The 16,400-nt window shown below is 69.6% G+C and carries 13 protein-coding genes; 6 read left to right on the top strand and 7 right to left on the bottom strand.

Features of this window, described 5'->3' with window-relative positions; translation table 11 throughout:
• Positions 1-375 precede the first annotated feature (375 nt).
• The 3 genes from WG209_RS13190 to WG209_RS13180 all read right to left on the bottom strand — a co-directional run bounded on the left by WG209_RS13190 (position 376) and on the right by WG209_RS13180 (position 5,268).
• Positions 376-3,246: a DNA methyltransferase gene (locus tag WG209_RS13190; RefSeq protein ID WP_337175536.1), complete on the bottom strand. Its 2,871-nt coding sequence runs from the start codon at positions 3,244-3,246 to the stop codon at positions 376-378.
• 62 nt (positions 3,247-3,308) lie between these two features.
• A complete protein-coding gene (locus tag WG209_RS13185; protein ID WP_337175515.1) occupies positions 3,309-4,331 on the bottom strand; it encodes an acetyl-CoA carboxylase carboxyltransferase subunit alpha in 1,023 nt (340 codons plus the stop codon).
• 64 nt (positions 4,332-4,395) lie between these two features.
• Positions 4,396-5,268 (bottom strand): serine/threonine-protein kinase, encoded by an 873-nt coding sequence (locus tag WG209_RS13180; protein ID WP_337175514.1) that lies wholly within the window; start codon positions 5,266-5,268, stop codon positions 4,396-4,398.
• A gap of 669 nt (positions 5,269-5,937) precedes the next feature.
• Here WG209_RS13180 and WG209_RS13175 point away from each other — a divergent pair.
• Positions 5,938-7,257 carry an AAA family ATPase gene (locus WG209_RS13175; protein WP_337175513.1) on the top strand — a complete coding sequence of 440 codons (1,320 nt, stop codon included), beginning with the start codon at positions 5,938-5,940 and terminating at the stop codon, positions 7,255-7,257.
• A 63-nt stretch (positions 7,258-7,320) separates the two neighbouring features.
• Here WG209_RS13175 and WG209_RS13170 read toward each other — a convergent pair whose 3' ends face one another.
• Both WG209_RS13170 and WG209_RS13165 read right to left on the bottom strand, forming a co-directional pair.
• Entirely contained in the window at positions 7,321-7,878 is a 558-nt protein-coding gene (locus tag WG209_RS13170; protein WP_337175512.1) for a nucleoside deaminase, read from the bottom strand.
• A 216-nt stretch (positions 7,879-8,094) separates the two neighbouring features.
• Positions 8,095-8,994 carry a ThuA domain-containing protein gene (locus WG209_RS13165; protein WP_337175511.1) on the bottom strand — a complete coding sequence of 300 codons (900 nt, stop codon included), beginning with the start codon at positions 8,992-8,994 and terminating at the stop codon, positions 8,095-8,097.
• A gap of 401 nt (positions 8,995-9,395) precedes the next feature.
• Between WG209_RS13165 and WG209_RS13160 the strand changes: the two genes are divergently transcribed.
• From WG209_RS13160 to WG209_RS13145, 4 genes are all read left to right on the top strand, one after another.
• Complete coding sequence (locus WG209_RS13160) at positions 9,396-10,379, top strand: DUF1559 domain-containing protein (RefSeq protein WP_337175510.1); 984 nt, start codon at positions 9,396-9,398, stop codon at positions 10,377-10,379.
• A 58-nt stretch (positions 10,380-10,437) separates the two neighbouring features.
• Positions 10,438-10,818, top strand: a complete 381-nt coding sequence (locus WG209_RS13155; RefSeq protein WP_337175509.1) for a hypothetical protein — start codon at positions 10,438-10,440, stop codon at positions 10,816-10,818.
• Positions 10,819-10,992: 174 nt separating this feature from the next.
• Positions 10,993-11,304, top strand: a complete 312-nt coding sequence (locus WG209_RS13150) for a hypothetical protein (protein ID WP_337175508.1) — start codon at positions 10,993-10,995, stop codon at positions 11,302-11,304.
• Positions 11,301-11,651 carry a hypothetical protein gene (locus WG209_RS13145; protein ID WP_337175507.1) on the top strand — a complete coding sequence of 117 codons (351 nt, stop codon included), beginning with the start codon at positions 11,301-11,303 and terminating at the stop codon, positions 11,649-11,651. The genes WG209_RS13150 and WG209_RS13145 overlap by 4 nt, the downstream gene beginning before the upstream one ends.
• Before the next feature lie 303 nt (positions 11,652-11,954).
• Here the strand turns inward: WG209_RS13145 and WG209_RS13140 are convergent, their stop codons facing one another.
• Positions 11,955-12,914 carry a ribokinase gene (locus tag WG209_RS13140; protein WP_337175506.1) on the bottom strand — a complete coding sequence of 320 codons (960 nt, stop codon included), beginning with the start codon at positions 12,912-12,914 and terminating at the stop codon, positions 11,955-11,957.
• Positions 12,914-13,975, bottom strand: coding sequence for a sialidase family protein (locus WG209_RS13135; RefSeq protein ID WP_337175505.1), 1,062 nt, complete (start codon positions 13,973-13,975; stop codon positions 12,914-12,916). Before WG209_RS13135 ends, WG209_RS13140 begins: the two co-directional genes overlap by 1 nt.
• A 197-nt stretch (positions 13,976-14,172) precedes the next feature.
• Here WG209_RS13135 and WG209_RS13130 point away from each other — a divergent pair, with 197 nt between their 5' ends.
• The gene (locus WG209_RS13130) at positions 14,173-16,290 is read left to right on the top strand and encodes a glycosyl hydrolase family 65 protein (protein WP_337175504.1); all 2,118 of its coding nucleotides are present in this window, start codon (positions 14,173-14,175) and stop codon (positions 16,288-16,290) included.
• Positions 16,291-16,400: the final 110 nt, after the last annotated feature.

Below are 16,400 nucleotides of genomic sequence, written 5' to 3'. Positions count from 1 at the left end.
CCCTCGCGGGTGAAGGTGGCCCGGAGGGCCGGATGAGGGGGACGACAAGCGAGACGGCCGTGGGGCTCCCGAGCCGCTCGGATAAGCCTACCGGAAACTCCGCCGGCCCTCGCGCGTGTCGTCCCCCTCTCCTGACCGCTTCGCGGTCTGTCCTCCCCCGCGAGGGGGGAAGACGTGGGATCAGACCCCTTCCCCCCTCGCGGGGGAAGGTGGCCCGGAGGGCCGGATGAGGGGGAAGCCAAGCAGGCGGTGTGACGGAATTCGCGGCGGCCGGCCGGGCCTTGGATAGCTCCTACGGCCGTCGCGCGTCGTCCCCCTCACCTGACCGCTTCGCGGTCTGTCCTCCCCCGCGAGGGGGGAAGACGTCTGGAGACCTCACGCGCCGGGCGACGTCTCGACGCGGACGCAATCCTCGGTGATGAACGCCGATGGGTCTCGGACGCATGGCGGCAGGCCCGGGCCGACGACCGGTCGCAACGACGCCTCGCGCTCGGCGACCTCTTGGTTCAGCGCCAGCAGGAAGGCCAGCGGGTCTTCCTTCGGCTTCATCCCGTAGGCCGCCCGGACCGCCGAGTCCAGCGCGTCGTGGGCGTCGCGCAGCGGGTTCTTGCCGGGCGTCTCCAGCGTCCGGTACAGGTCGCGCAGGCTCCAACCGTTCTCGGCCATCACCCGCCGACGCAACCCTCGCAACGCCGTCGCCGCGTCGGCCACCTTCCTCGCCCGCCCCAGCGTCGGCCCCTGCGGCCAGGGGAACGTGTCGAATACGGTGTCGCTCGTGTAGCGGAAATCCCCCTTCAGCGTCGAACACCGCGAGACGAACCAGGCCCAATGGATCCCCGATTGGAGGATGCCGAAGGAGTAGTCGTCTGGGAGGGGGAAGACGATCAAGGCGGCATTCGGCCGGATATACCGCTGGACGAACTCGAAGATTGGACGCTTCGTTACCTGCGCGCAAGCAATGTAGCGGGAAGTCGAGGCGACCTTCGAAATCAACTCCGGGCGTGGATAGGACAGGAGCCACCACCGGTTCAGGAAGTTGCGGTGATGCTGATTCACCTTGGCACTCGAATTGGCGTCCAGCGCCATCCGATTCCGCCTCGCTTCTTCCGCGGCGGCGGCCTCGCGGACAGGAAGCACGGTGCCCTTTAACCGGTTGATAAGCGATGTATACTGTCCGGCGGCGAGGATGTCGCGCGGGTGGAAATCGATGACGTATCGTTGAGGCGCGGGCGGCTTGGTCGATAACAGGTCATCGCCCGTCAGGTAGGGGAACAGTACCTCGGCATTCCTGGCCGATTCGCTCAGGAGCGTGGTGGCCTGGTCGGGCTGTAGCAAGAAGCCTTCGTGGCCGTGCGTCTGCCCCTGATAGCACGCGCCACTGTCGATGTTCGCGCGGAGCCGCTGGGCCTGCGTGACGTCGAACGAGGCGGAGAGGGCGGGGCCAATCGTGTCCAGTTCGACGACGCTCCATGGGCTGTCTTCCTGGTCGCCGAGCTGCGTGAACAGCTTCTTGATGCCGGGCGCGTCCCCCTTGATCCAGTTGGCGATGGAGACGTGGACCGCCGCGTCACCCGACCAGACCTGGGACGAGACGGCCTCAGTGATCGTGCCGCCGTGGCCGACGATGTAGTCGAGACCCCCTTCTCGGGAGTAGTTCTGCCGAATCGTGTTCGTGCCGACCAGCCCGGCGCGGCCACCGGTGCGCAGGGCGTCGTGCGTCTTGCGGAACCAGTAGACGCAGTAGTCGGCCCGGCCGGGGACGCCCGGGTAGCCGGCGCGAAGTTGGTTCAGGTAGGCGGGGCCGTACTCCTGCTGCATCTTGTTCTTCGACTGGAAAGGCGGGTTGCCGACGATGGCGTCGGCGTCGGGCCACTTGTGGAAGAGGGCGTCGGCGGCCTGGATGTTGTCGTCGAGGTTGTCCAGGGGGAGGGCGGCGTCGAATTCGATGGGGAGGTCGAGTTGTTCGGAGTCGATCCAGGCGCGGCTCTCGTCGATGGCGAGTTCCTTGGCGATCATGAGCGTGACCTTGGCCAGCTCGACGGCGAACTCGTCCTTGTCGAGCCCGAAGCACTGCTTGACGCCGACGAGCGAGCGGGTGCCGACGGCCTGCCGCGCCTGGCGGCCGAACTCGGCGTGGACGCGGGCGAGGAGGCCCAACTCCAGCCGCTTCAGCTCCCGGAACGCCACGTACAGGAAGTTGCCGGAGCCGCACGCCGGGTCGAGCACGCGGAAGCCCCTCAGTTCGTCCAGCAGGGCGCGAAGCTCCTTCAGCGTTTTCGCCGCCTCGATCCGCTCGCGCCAGGGGCGGACGATGGTCGGGAGGACGACCTTCTGGATGTCGGCCTCGGACGTGAAGTGCGCCCCGTAGGCGTGCCGCCGCTCCTTCCCCATGCTGCGCTGGAACAGCGTGCCGAAGATGGGGGGCTGCACCTTGCTCCAGTTCTCCTGGGCCGCGTCCAGCAGCATCGCGATCTCGTCCGGCCGCAGCTCCAGCGGCGTGACCTTCTGGAAGATGCCGCCGTTGAAGTAGCGGACGCCCTGGAACCGCCCGCCCCGCGCCGGGGCCTCGGAATCCATCTGGCGGAACAGGCCGCCGATGAGGTCATAGGTGCTCGCGCCGCGACGGCATTCGTCCAGCAGCTCGCTGAACAGGCCGCGGGGGAGGAGGCCGGCGTCCTCGGAGAACATGGCGACCACACATTGCAGCGCGAATCGTTGGGCGTGCTCGCGATCCTCCCCGCGATCGGTGAGCGCGTTGAAGGCCCCCGCCACTTTCGCCGCCGCCGCGCGGGTGACGTCGACGCGGTTGTTGCCGAACTGGGGCTTCTTCTCGACCGGGAAGAGGAAGTTGAACGCCGTGTACCGCTCGGGCAGATCCTCCAGGGCCACGACGTCGACCGGGTCGTTGAGCTGGGAGTCGAAGTCGTAGATCCAGAACTCGTCGAAGTTGCAGAGGACGACATACTTCGGGCGCTGGGGGACCAGTTGCAGCCAGTATTCGAACGCCTGGCCGTAGTGCTTCTGGAGCTTCTCGCCCCGCTTCTTCATCTCGACGAGGAGGCGGGGTCGCCAGAGGAGGTCGGCGAACTTGGTGCTCCTCGGCCCCTTGACGCGGAATTCCAGCGTCGCGCCGGCCTCCTTGTAGCCGCCGTGGCCGAAGGCGCGGAAGAGGCGGTCGCAGAAGACCTGCGCCTCCCCCTTCTCGTCCCCCTTGAGGGCTCGGGCGTACTCGACGAACTCGCGGATCGGTCATGCGGCGGCGCTCATCCATGAGCCTCCGTCGTGGCGGTGGTTGATTCGAATCGCGTTCAGGCGTGGCCGTTGGCCGAGGGGGCGGCGGCGGTCGGTGCGTCGTCGAGGAAGACGCCGATCTTGCGGAACTTGTCGTAGCGGCGGTCCATCAGCTCGTCGGTGGGGACGGGGATGAGCCGGCGGAGGTTCCGCAGCAGGAATTGCTTGAGCGCGGCGGCCATCTCGGCGTGGTCGCGGTGGGCGGCGCCGAGGGGTTCGGGGACCACTTCGTCGATGATGCCGAAGCGGAGCAGGTCGCGGCTCGTGAACTTCAGCGCCGCGGCGGCCTTGGGGGCGTGCTCGGCGCCCTTCCAGAGGATCGTGGCGCACCCCTCGGGGCTGATGACGGAGTAGTACGTGTGCTCCAGCATCCCCAGGTGGTCGCCGATCCCGATCCCGAGCGCCCCGCCGGAGCCCCCCTCGCCGATGACGACGCAGACGATGGGGGTCCTGATGCCGGACATCTCCATCAGGTTCTCGGCGATGATGGCGGCCTGCCCGCGCTCCTCGGCCGTGATCCCGGGATAGGCGCCGGGGGTGTCGATGAACGTGACGATGGGGAGGCCGAACTTCTCGGCGAACCGCATCTTCAGCAGGGCCTTGCGGTAGCCCTCCGGGTGGGCGCAGCCGAAGTGGCAGGCGGTGCGCTCGGCCAGGTTCTTCCCCTTCTGGTGGCCGACGAACATCACCTTCACGTCGTCCAGGTAGCCCAGGCCGGTGACGATCGCCTGGTCGTCGCCGATCGCCCGGTCGCCGTGAAGCTCCAGGAACTGGTCGAAGATCAGGTCGATGTAGTCCCGCGTCTGCGGGCGCTGGGGGTGCCGCGAGACCTGCACCGTCTGCCAGGGGTCGAGCTGCGAGTAGATCTCGCGCTTGAGGTTGGCCAGCTCGCGGCGGAGGCGTCGGATCTGGTCGCCGATCTTGGAGTTGTCGCCCTCGGCGCGGTTCTTGGCGTACTGCGCCTCCATCTCGCCGAGCCGCTGCTCCATCTCGTAGATGGGGGCCTCAAACGGGAGTCGCTGTTCGTGCGGGCTGCGCATGGCGGGCATGGATCCTAATCGAGGGCGGGCGGACGGGTCCCATCGGCGCCCGAAGGCGGGGCCTTCAAGCTTTATCGGCGTTCGGGTCGGGGTCGTCCCGGTAAATCCGGATCGGGCGGAGGGCGGTGAGGAACTCGTGCAGCGAGGCGAAGCGTTCGGCGGGATCCTTGCGGAGCATTCGCGCCACCAGGTCGCTGAACTCGGGCGTGACGCGCTCGTCCCGCGATTTCAGGGGGATCGGCTTCTCGCGGACGTGCTTGCTCAGCAATTCCTGCTGGGAGTCGCCCCGGAACGGCGGGCGTCCGCAGGCCAGCTCATAACAGGTGACGCCCAGGCTGTAGATGTCGGCCGTCGGGGCGGGGGCCTCGCAGCGGATCTGTTCCGGGGCCATGTACGTCCCGGTCCCCTGCCGGGGGACCTTGCCGCCGAACAGCCGGGACAGCCCCGACCGCACGCGCATCGCGATCGTGTAGTCGATCACCCGGACCTCCCCGGATCGGTTGGCCAGGATGTTCTCCGGCTTCACGTCCCGATGCACCCACCCCTTGTCGTGCATGCACGCCAGCCCCGAGGCCGCCTGCCGGATGATCCCGCGCAGGTGAGGGGGCATCGGGTACACGTTGGGGCGGACCAGGGGGAGCTTGAGATTATGGGCGGCGAAGTACTCCATCACGAAGTAGGGCTGGTCTCGATCGGCGACGTATTCGTGCACGCGTATCAGGTTCGGATGTCGCAGTTCCAGGCCCAACTTGGCCTCGGCGGCGAACTTCCGGCGCTCCGAGGAGTCGTCGCAGCGATCCGCGGCCAGCTGCTTGATCGCCAACCGGCGGTGGGTCGTCTCGTCGACGACCTCCATCACGGACGAGGTGACCCCGGCGTGGATCACCCGGACCACGCGGTACGCGCCGATTCGGTCTTCGGTCCCCGTCTTCGACACCCTCGCAGCCCTCCGCGACCCCGGCGTCTCGGCCGTCACGATCCGCACCATCCTACGACAATCCGACTCCACGGACAACGCGCCCACGCCGCCCGTCCTCGGCCACCGGGGGCGGATCCGGAGGAATTTTCGAGAAACCTGAAATCCCCGCCGCGCCGTCGCGGAGCATACCGGCGATTGATGGCCCGCTCCTTGGCATCGCAGAATCGGTTAAAGCGGCCCACGGGAAGGAGAGGCCCCCATAAGGGCCCGTGGCCCTGGGCTTATAGGGTGCCGCGACAGGACGCCGTGCCTGATGATCTCTCTGGCCCTAGCCCGCCCCACGGGCCACCCCTCGGCGGGACGGCGGACGCGCGTTTCATGCTGGCCGGGCATGAAAATCACAATCGAAAACGACGAACGAAGCCACGCCATTTCGGACGGAATCCATTGACGGGTAAGAACTAACGGCAATCTTGGGTAGGAGCGTTCTTGACGAACGAAGCCACGCTCGCGGGATGCGGCGGGGGCGGGTTTCGGGGCCGAGGGCGGATCGTTCCGGGCGGGGCGGGGGCGGGCCGCTCAAGAGGGGAGGGGGCGCGGGACGATCATGGAGCTACGGGAGTTCAGCCTGACGTCCCGCGGCGCTCGGCGGCGCGAGGGGCGGGACCAGGAAGGAGTCGGTCGACCATGCATCGGATTCGGCGCAACGCCCCGCAAGGAAGCCCCGGCGAGGCCGTCGCCAGCCGCCTCGTGGCCCTGAAGGCCCTGGCCGCGATCGTGGAATCGGGGCGCGCGGGCCCGGCGCTGCTGACCGGAGAGGCGGGCGCGGGGAAGACCTGGCTCCGCCGCCGACTGGCCGAGGCGCTCCCGCTCGGCTGGGACGTGGCGGCCGTCGACGCCGCCCCGGCGATCGACGCGGCCGACTTCCTCACCCTACTCGCCGCCAGGCTCGGCGTCGTCCCGCTCTCCGACCGCCCCGCCATGCTGCGGCTGGCGATCGAGAAGGCCCTGGAGGACGACGACATCGACGGCCGGCGTCGCCTGCTGATCGTCGAGGACGCCCACCACGCCGCGCCCGAGGTCTGGGCCGAGGTCGAGGCGCTTTGCGACCGCCTGGGCGAGCCGGGCGGATTCACCGCCGCGCTGATCGTCGGCCGCACCGAGCTGGCGCGCCGGATGGCCTCGCCGTCGCTGAGGTCGCTGGCGACTCGGCTCTCCAAGCACCTCCACCTTCCTCCGCTCGACATGGAGGAGGCCGCCCGGCTGATCCCCGGGGTCCCGGCCGGCGAGCTGGAGATCCTGCACCGCGACGCCGCCGGCAACCCGCGTCGGCTGCTCGCCCTGGCCGTGGATCGGCTGCCGCCGCCGAGGGCCGCCGTCGCCGCGACCGTGACCGTGACCGCGACCGCGCCGGCCATCGTCGCCGAGGCGTCGCCGCCGATCCCCATGTTCCCCTCGCGGGTCGCCGAGCCCGCCCCGTCCGCCCCTCCGATCGTCGTCCCGCATCCCGGCGCGCCGAAGGTCGAGATCCCGGGCGGCCCGCGGCAATCGCCCCCGCCGCTCCTGCCGAGCCGCCCCCCGCTCCGCGTCGAGGACAACCTCATCGAGGTCGGCTGGGACGGCGCCCTGGAGGCCGACGACGCCGACGACCTGGGCGACGACTCGATGGACGAGTTCGACGGCCCCTACTCGGCCGACGGCGAACTCGTCGACGACCATTACGCGGCCCTCCAGGCCTGGGCCGAATGGGCCCGCAACCGCGATCGCCTGAGCCGCCCCATCGAGAGACGCGCGACGGCCGAGATCACGGCCGAGGCGGGCGAGGACGAAGCGGACCACGACGGGCCCGAGGGCGAGGACGAAGTCGAGGTCGAGGTTGAAGCGGACATCGACGCCGGCGGCGACCTCGACGACGAGTCCGCCCTCAACGGCGACCTTCGCGCCGAGCCGCCGCACGAACACGCCCCCTACGGCCCGCTTTTCGGCAAGATGCGGCTCTCTCACTGAGGGAGCCGTCCGGGCCACGACGCGTCCCAAGGGGTCGTGGCCCAGCCTGGGATCGACGCCGGCTCAGTAATCCACCTTGTCGGCCCGTCGCTGGTATTCCTTCCAGACCTCGACAGCCTCCTCGCGCAGCAGGCTCTGCTCGGGGATGGCGCGTTCCGCGGGGGCGGCGGCGAACTGCTCGTAGATGAAGGCGTCGTCGAAGTTGCCGTACTCCTTGGAGTCCTCGACCGTCGCGCCGTAGACGATGCCGTCGAGGCCCGCCCAGTAGGCGGTCGCCAGGCACATGGGGCAGGGCTGGGACGAGCTGTAGAGGATGCAGCCTTCCAGCTTCGGCTTCTTCAGCAGCGCGCAGGCCTGGCGGATCGCGTGCATCTCGCCGTGCCATGTCGGGTCGTTCTGGGCGACGACGTGATTCACTCCGTCGGCGATCACCACGCCGTCCGCGTCGACGATCACGGCGCCGAAGGCCCCGCCGGTCTTGTATTCCACGCCGGCCTTGCGCGAGTTGGCGATCGCCCGCCGCATGAACTCCTCGTGCTTCTCCCTCGGGAAGCGCGCGAGGACTTCCGACGGCGTGATCCGCGGCCGATCGCTGGGGACCCCCAGTGCGTTCAGTGCCATGCCGCCGGTCGCTCCCCGCCCCACCCAAACGAGGCCGACGATCAGGACTGCGCCCGCCGTCAGGCCGAACCAGGACGATCGCGATACTCTCATGGAGCCTCCCCGCGGTTGGGACGCCGGGGGTGGATCGCCGCCGGCCGTCATGGCGCAACCATAGGTCGTCGCGCCGGCCGATGGGGCGCGGCCGGCGCGATTTCCGGGGGAGGCGGACCGGGTTCAGGCCGGGAGCCTTTGGTAGTCCGGCGTGACTTCCTTGATGTTGGGGGTCAAGTCGGCCTCGACCTGGCCGGTCGACCAGGCCAACGCGCCCAGCAGGAGCGCCTGATAGTCGGGATTGGTCCAGACGTCCTCGCGGTGCCCCATGCTGGTGTAGAAGACGCGGCCCTCGCCGTGCTTGCGGGCCCAGGTGGCCGGGTAGTCCGGGCGCTGGTAGTCGCGCCCTTCCATCCCCTCGGTCTTCTGGACCAGGATGACGTGGAGATCGTCCCGGTAGTTCTTCATCGCGTACCACTCGTCGTTGATCCGGAACGACGGCGATTTGCCGAAGCCGCCGGCCACGCCCGGGAATGCCGGGTCGACGACCTTGAGCGTGGCGACCTGCTGCGGGCCGTGCGAGATGAACTCGCCCCCGATCATCTGGATATAAGGATCCTCGGCCCCCTTGTTCCGCGCCCCGAAGTGGCCGAACGTATCGGTGGCGCAGTGCATGCCGACGAAGCCCTTGCCCCCGCGGATGGCGTCGTACAGCGCCTTCTCGCCGTCGGCCGAGAGCGGCGGCTGGCCGTCGGTGCCGGGGGTGGTCAGGTCGCCGGTCGTGTAGAAGACGAAGCCGTCCCACTCGCCGATCCGGTCGGGCTCGAACAGGCGGCCGTCCTTGGATGCGACGACCTCGAAGCCGTGCTCCTTGCCGATCTCCGTCAGGATCTTCTCGGAGTGCGAGATGGCGTCGCCCTGGCGGGCGACCACCGAGTGCTGGAAGCCGGCGCTCTTGGTGAAGTACAGGATCTTCCGGGGAGCCCTCGCCGTCGCGCCGAGCGACGACAGGACGCCCGAGCCCAGCCAGGCGGCGCCCGCCCCGGCCAGGAGCAGCTCACGACGGTTGAAATGGCGCGACATCGGCATCGTCTCCTTCGCGAATTGGGGCGGGGGAGGGGGGACGGCCCGCCTCGTCGATGATCCCGTTTTACGGCGCGCCGACCGCCGGGGGAACCGCCCACCGACGCCACGCCCGCGAGATTTCGCGGCTTGCTGAAATTTTCATCGAAACTGTCAAAAAGAGCGGACGCCCCTTGACGATGCCGGATGGGCGGGGCTAACTTCCTGGTACATGGCGCGAGAAGCCCCAGGCGTCGACGCCGGGAGGCTCGCTCGTCGGGGAGTCGCCCACCTTTGCCCCTCGCCCGTTTCCGAGGCGAGACCAAGACGTGCTTGAAGGTGGTTGGCGCTGATCGCCGGCCGACGCCCCCCTCTCCTCTCCCATCAAAATTTCGTCCGACCCAAGGTCGAGGATTCTTGCCGTGAGATCCTTGAAGCAACGCCGCGCCTTCACGCTCATCGAGCTTTTGGTCGTCATCGCCATCATCGCGGTCCTGATCGCCCTGTTGCTGCCGGCGGTCCAGGCGGCCCGCGAGGCGGCCCGTCGCAGCCAGTGCGTCAACAACCTGAAGCAACTGGGCCTGGCCGTCCACAACTACCACGACGTGGTGGGGGCGTTCCCGCCGACGAGTCGCGACTGGTGGGGCCCGTTCCCCATGCTCCTCCCCTACTTCGAACAGGGGGCGCTTTACAACGCGATGAACTTCAGCTTCGCGGAGCAATACGTCACGCGGAGCATCGCCGGCGGCAACGTCAACGGCACGGCCCATCAGGCCCAGATCGCCGTGCTGCTCTGCCCGTCGGACACCAATCGGCTGACGAACATCCAGGGCAAGCACAACTACGCCGGGAACGTCGGCGCGGCGGCCAACTCGTTCTACGAGATCACCCCGTTCAACGGCCCGCTGGCCCGCGACCCGGGCGCCAAGGGGTTCAACGACGTCTCCGACGGCCTCAGCAACACCGTCATCTGGAGCGAGCGCGTCAAGGGGATCGGCGGCAACAACCAGGGCCTCCGCGACAGCATCAAGCCCTCCGGGACGTTCGTGCAGGCGTCGCTCGAATCCGGCCAGCCGAGCGTGGACAGCCAGACCTGCCGGAACACGCCCCTCAACGCCTCGGCGACGCTCGCCAATGGCGACGCCAGCGGCATGTTCTGGACCAACGGCGCCACCTGCACCACGCTGTACAACCACCTGATGACGCCCAACACCTGGAGCTGCGCCAGGTACAACACCTGGGACGGCTGGGCCGCCTCCACCGCGACCAGCCGCCACGCCGGCGTCGTCAACGTCGCCATGACGGACGGCTCGGTCAAGGCCGTCAAGGACAGCGTCAGCCCGACCATCTGGTGGGCCATCGGCACCATGGCCGGCGGCGAGGTCGTCTCGTCGAGCGACTATTGACCATGGCCGTCGACTCGACGAATTCGAGGATTCGCCTCGCATGTGGAGCCATCGAACCATGAGACGGGAAACGACCTGGTTGATGCTGGCCGCCTCGGCCTTCGCGATCGGCGCCTGGGGTTGCGGCGACGCGCCCCCCTCGGTCTCCTCGTCCGCCGAGGAGGTCCAGGTGAAGGGGAAGGTGACCTACAAGGGGAAGGAGCTGCTGAAGGCCAAGGTGCAGTTCGAGACCGCCAACATCGCCCGCCCGGACGCCCCGACGTTCACCTTCGACGTCCAGGACGACGGGTCCTTCGCCGGCACGACGCTGATCGGCGAGAACAATGTCTCCGTCGTCCCGCCGCCGAATACGAAGGGTGCGTTCCCGCCCTACCGCGAGACGGTGACGCTCACCGCCGGCGAGAACACGGTGAACGTGGACATCCCCGCCGCGCACTGATCCATCCCCGCCGCCCGCCCCCGGACCTTTCGGCTTGCAACGGGGGGCGGGCCGGATTAACCTCCTGGAGAACTCGGGTTCCCATCATCGGGGAATGCCGGGGACTCACGACACCCCGCACGGACGCTGACGCCTCGCTCCGGCGTCCCTCCACCGCCCGGAGACGCACCACGGATGACCCAACTCACCGCGCCGCCGGCAGCCTCAAGAGGGGCGACCCTCCCGGGGCTCTCGACCTCGATCCGCGGCAAGCTCCAGTTCCTGGACTACCTCGTCCGGGCCGCCGTCGCCGACGTCGAGCGGTTCCAGGACGAGACCGACCCCGGCACCCGGATCTTCATCAAGCAGCTCGTCGAGATGCACACCGCCAACCTCCGCCAGGAGAGCGGGCGGATGGATTCGATCTCCGAGCTTTGCGACATGCTGGACGCCATGGTCCAGTCGCCCGACGCCGCCCCCGAGTTCCCGGCCGGAGACCCCTCATGAGCGCCTCGACCGACAACGGCGCCCCCGGCCTTCGCGCCTACGACGACCGCGACGAGGGGGCCGAACACGCCGCCGTCCCGACGCGCCTCGTCGTCTCGACCGACCTCAGGCGCTACCTCGCCGAGATCAAGGGGCAGGCGCAGTTCCTCCTGTACCTGGCCGACCAGATCGAGGAATCGCTGGACCAGCTCGCGCAGGAAGGGGACGCCTGCCAGGGCTCGTTCCTCTGCCGGATGCTGGGGATGTACTCGGCCCAGCTGGAGACGAAGCACCAGGGGCTGGGCGAGAAGATCGCGGAGACCTGCCAGGAGGTCTACGTCACCGTCCGCGAGCACGAGCACGCCTGATCGGGGCGGCGCGGCGTGGACGGGGATGACGGGGAAGGGCAGGCGCCGCCTCCGCCGGCGCCGAGTCCGCGACGCTCTCGCGCCTCGCCTCGGGTCGCCGTGCGTCTCGCCTCCCCCGGGAAGAGGGGCGAGTGGGAGCACCTGCTAGGGGACGTCGACGACGCCTGCCCTTCCGTCATGCCAGCCACGACGCGACGCATCGGCTCGCGCCGCGCCCGTGTCGTTACCAATGCGATCGGCCCGCGCGGCCCCGCGACATGAATGGTTTCTTAGGGAAATCGGGGTCCTGACGGAGCGCCCGATTCACGCCCCATCCCGGACGAGCCGGTCGATCGCCTCGCGCGTCGGCAGCGCCGCCTGCGCGCCGGGCCGCGTGACCGCCAGCCCGGCGGCGGCGACGGCCCAGGTCAGGATCTCGTCCCAGGGCCGCCCCTCCGCCAGCGCCGCGGCCAGCGCCCCGTTGAAGGCGTCGCCGGCGCCGACGGCGTCCACGGCCCGGACGCGGCGCGCGGGGATCTCGTGGACCTGATCCCCGACCATCGCCAGGCATCCCCGGGCGCCCAGGGTCACGACCACCACCTTGGGCCCCTTCGCCCGGATCCGAGCGGCGACGGCCCGCGGGTCGTCCGTTCCCTCCCCTCCGGCCATGGCAAGTGCCTCGCCGAGGTTCGGCGTGACGACGTCGGCCGCCGCCAGCAGCTCCGCGACGATCGGGTCGCCGGCCCTCGGGGCGGGGGCCGGGTTCAGGATCACGGTCATGCCGGCCGATCGGCCCCGCCTCATCGCCGCCAGCGCGGAGGCCGCCGGGATCTCCAGGCCGGTCAGCAGCACGTCCCCGGCGCGGAACAGGTCGTCGGGGAGCGCGGCCACGTCGGCCGGGGAAAGCTCCAGATTCGCGCCCGAGGCGACGGCGATCATGTTCTCGCCGTCCTCCGCGACGAAGATCAGGGCCACGCCCGACGCCACGCCCGCCACGACCTTCGCGTGGGAGACGTCGATACCCTCTTCGCGGTATAGCTCAAGGGCCCGCCGTCCCAGGTCGTCGTCGCCCACCGCCGTGACGAACACCACCTCCGCGCCGGCCCGGCGCGCCGCGACCGCCTGGTTGGCCCCCTTGCCGCCGGGGAGGGACGCGAACGGCCCTCCCAGCACCGTCTCCCCCGGGGCGGGGAGCCTGGGCGCGTGGACGATCATGTCGGTGTTGGACGAGCCGAGCAGGACGACGCGGGGCATGGGGCGGACCTCGGACCTTTCGCGAGCCATCAGCGTCCCTCGATCCACGCCTCGTCGAAGACGGCGCGGTTGACGACGGAGCGACTTTCGGACGTGTAGACCAGGTGGATGCGGCCGTCCTTCGCCTGGATGGCCATCGGGTAGCCGTAGTCGCCGTCGCCGCCCACGACGTCGCGCTTGATCGGCCAAGAACGGTCGAGGTCGGGCGAAAGGGCGACGGTCAGCGGCGTGCGCCGGTTCATGCTGTCGTTGTAGAACAGCAGCAGGTTCCCCGCGTGGGTCTTCAGCAGGTCGACGGCCGCGTTGGGGTTCGGGAAGGCGGAATCCGTCCCCTCGGACCACGTCCGCCCGCCGTCGGTCGACTCCGACCGGACGACGTGGCCCATCGTCTCCGGCCGGTAGTCCCCGGCGCGACGGCAGTAGGCGACGAGCTTGCCGGGCGACAGCTCAGCCGGCGCCGGTTGCAGGTTCCCCTTCGGCGAGACGATCCGACCGGTCGGCGTCCAGGCCTTCGTCTTGGGGTCGTGCCGGAGGAAGAACGAGTAGGCGTCGGCCCCGACGGCCTCGGTGTCGTGGCCCGTCTCATGGTAGAGGGGGAGCAGGTACGAGCCGTCGGCCAGGACGATCGGCCGGTTGCGGACGAGCGTCCCCTCCTCCAGGACCAGCAGCGAGGAGTCCGACCACGTCTCGGCACCGTCGTCCGACACCTTGGCCGCCACGCGCGAGGTCGACCACGTCTCGCCGTAGCGCACGACGTAGAACAGCCAGACCCGACCGTCGGGCGCCTCCCAGACCACCGCGTTGCCGACCGAGTGGAACGGATCATGCGCGATGCGGACCGGGGCCGACCACTTCTCCGTCCCCGCCTTCAGTCGCGAGCCGAAGACGCCGGTGTCGGACGCGTATTCCCCCTCGCCGCCGTAATAGACGAGGTAGAAGTCGCCGTTGGACAGCTCGGTGATCCCGGCCGGGTGCTTGTACGGCCCGGTCTTCACCTCCGGCCCGAAGATCCGCTCGACTCGGAATTCCCCGGCGAAGGCCGCGCCCGATAGCGTCGCGGCGGCCAGGACCAGGGCGATCGATCGTCGCATGGATACGTCCTTCGGGTTGGATGGACCGGCCCGGCCGCCGCCCCGTCGCCGCGGCCGGGCTTCATCGTGGCAGCGCCGCCGCCGCGACGCAAGCGCGAGCCCGCCTCCCCCTGGAAGGGCCCCCCTCGGCGCGGTAGAACGGCCGTGCGGGCCTCTCCCGCCATTCCAGCCGACCCGCCCCCGACAGGACCCTCCCCATGAGTCGCCATCTCGGCGTCATCGCCGTGCTCCTGATACTCGTCTCGCCCGCCATGGCCCGAGCCGAGGCCCCGCCCGAGGCCTTCCCGCGCTTCGAGGCGCCGGGAGAGGAGGAGGCGATGGGGAGGCTGCGCGAGCTGTTCTGGCTGCATCGCAACGGCTTCACCGACTGCACCCTCTGGGACCCCTGGCTGCCCCACGGCACGCTCTGGGCTTCCAGGACGCCCGAAGGCGCCGAGCGCGCCCGCCGGTTCTACCGCGACGTTTTCCTGAAGCGGCGGATCGACCACGAGGGGTACGTCGCCGTGCAGCAGCATCGCGGCCTGGCCCACAGCGACGGCTGGCCCTTCCCGACGTTCCAGCAGGCCGGCGGGCTCGGATGGTACTTCTCGACGGCCGGCGAGAACTACCTAATGGACAACTTCCCGACCAGGGCCCTGACGAGCCTCGACGGCTGGGAACTCCACGGGGCGACCGTCGAGGGGTTCGACCCCGAGGTCGGGCTGAAACTGCGGATCGACGCCGACGAGGCTTCGCTCTCTCCGCCCGGCTTCGAGCGCAAGACGTTCATCGCCCCGTACATCCGCCTGGAGTGGGGCGCGAGCGGCCTCAAGCCCGAGGCGCGGCCCGCGCTCGACTGGCGTCTCAAGGGCGAGGCCGACTGGAAGCCCGGCCGGGCCGTCGCGATGGCCCATCCACCGGCGACCGGCGAGCTGGCGTTCGCCGACGTCCCCGTCCATCGGGACGCCGAGTACGACGGGATGCTCGCGCGGCTCCGATTCAAGATCGACGGCGCGAAGGGCGCCTCGGTCACGCTGAAGTCGATCATCACGGCGACCGACACCCGCCACCCGATCACCAACATCAACTTCGTCCGGGGCTCGGCCGAGTACTTCAACTGGACCGGCGACGTCCCCTTCCTCCGCGAGAACGTCGCCCGCGTGCGCGGGGCGATGCGCTACGCGCTAAAGGAGTTCGACGTCCGCGGGCAGCACCTCGTCCGCGTCCCCTGGGTGGGCCACAGCGGCAGGACCGGCCTGAGCTTCGGCCCGAACGGCGAGAAGACGCTGATCCACGGCGAGGGGGTCGGCAACAACTACTGGGACCTCCTGCCGTTCGGCGGGGACGACGGCCTCGCCACCATCTACCTCTACGACGCCCTCCGGATCCTGGCCGACCTGGAAGCCGTCATCGCCGCGCATCCCGAATGGGAGATCTCGGCCGACGGGGCGTCCGACGCCGAAGAACTCCGAGGACTGGCCGCGTCCATCAAGACGAAGTTCGGCGAGACGTTTTGGCTCCCCAAGGTCGGGCGGTTCGCCGGCTGGCGCGACCGCGACGGCAAGCTGTACGACTATGGCTTCGTCTTCGTGAACACGGAGGCGATCGCCTACGGGATCGCGACCGACGAGCAGGCCCGGACGGTCTACGACTGGCTCGACGGCCGCCGCATCGTGGAAGGGGACACCTCCCAGGGCGCCGACATCTATCACTGGCGCTTCGGCCCGCGTTCGACCACCCGGCGCAACGTCGAGGTCTACTGCTGGGTCTGGTCGGGCCCCGAGAACATCCCCTGGGGCGGTCAGGTCCAGGATGGCGGCGCGGTGCTGGGGTTCTCGTACTTCGACGTCCTGTCCCGCCTGAAGGTGTATGGACCGGACGACGCCTGGGCCCGCCTCAAAACCATCACCGAGTGGTTCGGCGAGGTCCAGGCCGAGGGAGGCTATCGGGCGTACTACGCCAAGCCCGGGCGCGGCACGCTCCAGGGGGGCGGCCCGGCTGGCGGCCTGGGGCTGGACCACGAGTTCATGGAGAGCATCCTCGTCCCGCAGTCGATGCTCTACGGCTTCCTCGGCGTGAAGCCCCGCGGCGACGGCCTGAAGCTCGACCCCCGGCTCCCCTCGGGCTGGCCCTCGCTGGCCGTCACGGGGGTCCACGCGCAAGGGCACGTCCTTGACCTGAAGGCGACGCCCGAGGCGATCGAGGTCCACGTCCGCGCGACCGACGGATCGCCGCTCCTCCTGGAACTGCCCGCCGTGTTCGCCCCCGAAGGCTCCCCCGCGAAGGTGACGCCCGAGGCCGGCAAGACGTACCGGTTTCCGCGAGGGAAATCGTGAACGTCGCCATGGATGGTCGTTCGAAACGCCGAGTCACGGGCGTATAGTGGGATCGGAGCCCGCGCGCCGAGGCGCGGGCGCTCGACGCCCTCCGGACGACCGTCGCACTC

Source organism: Paludisphaera sp. (assembly GCF_037189885.1).
Lineage (GTDB): Bacteria > Planctomycetota > Planctomycetia > Isosphaerales > Isosphaeraceae > Paludisphaera.
This window is presented reverse-complemented; position numbering and strand designations above follow the sequence as displayed.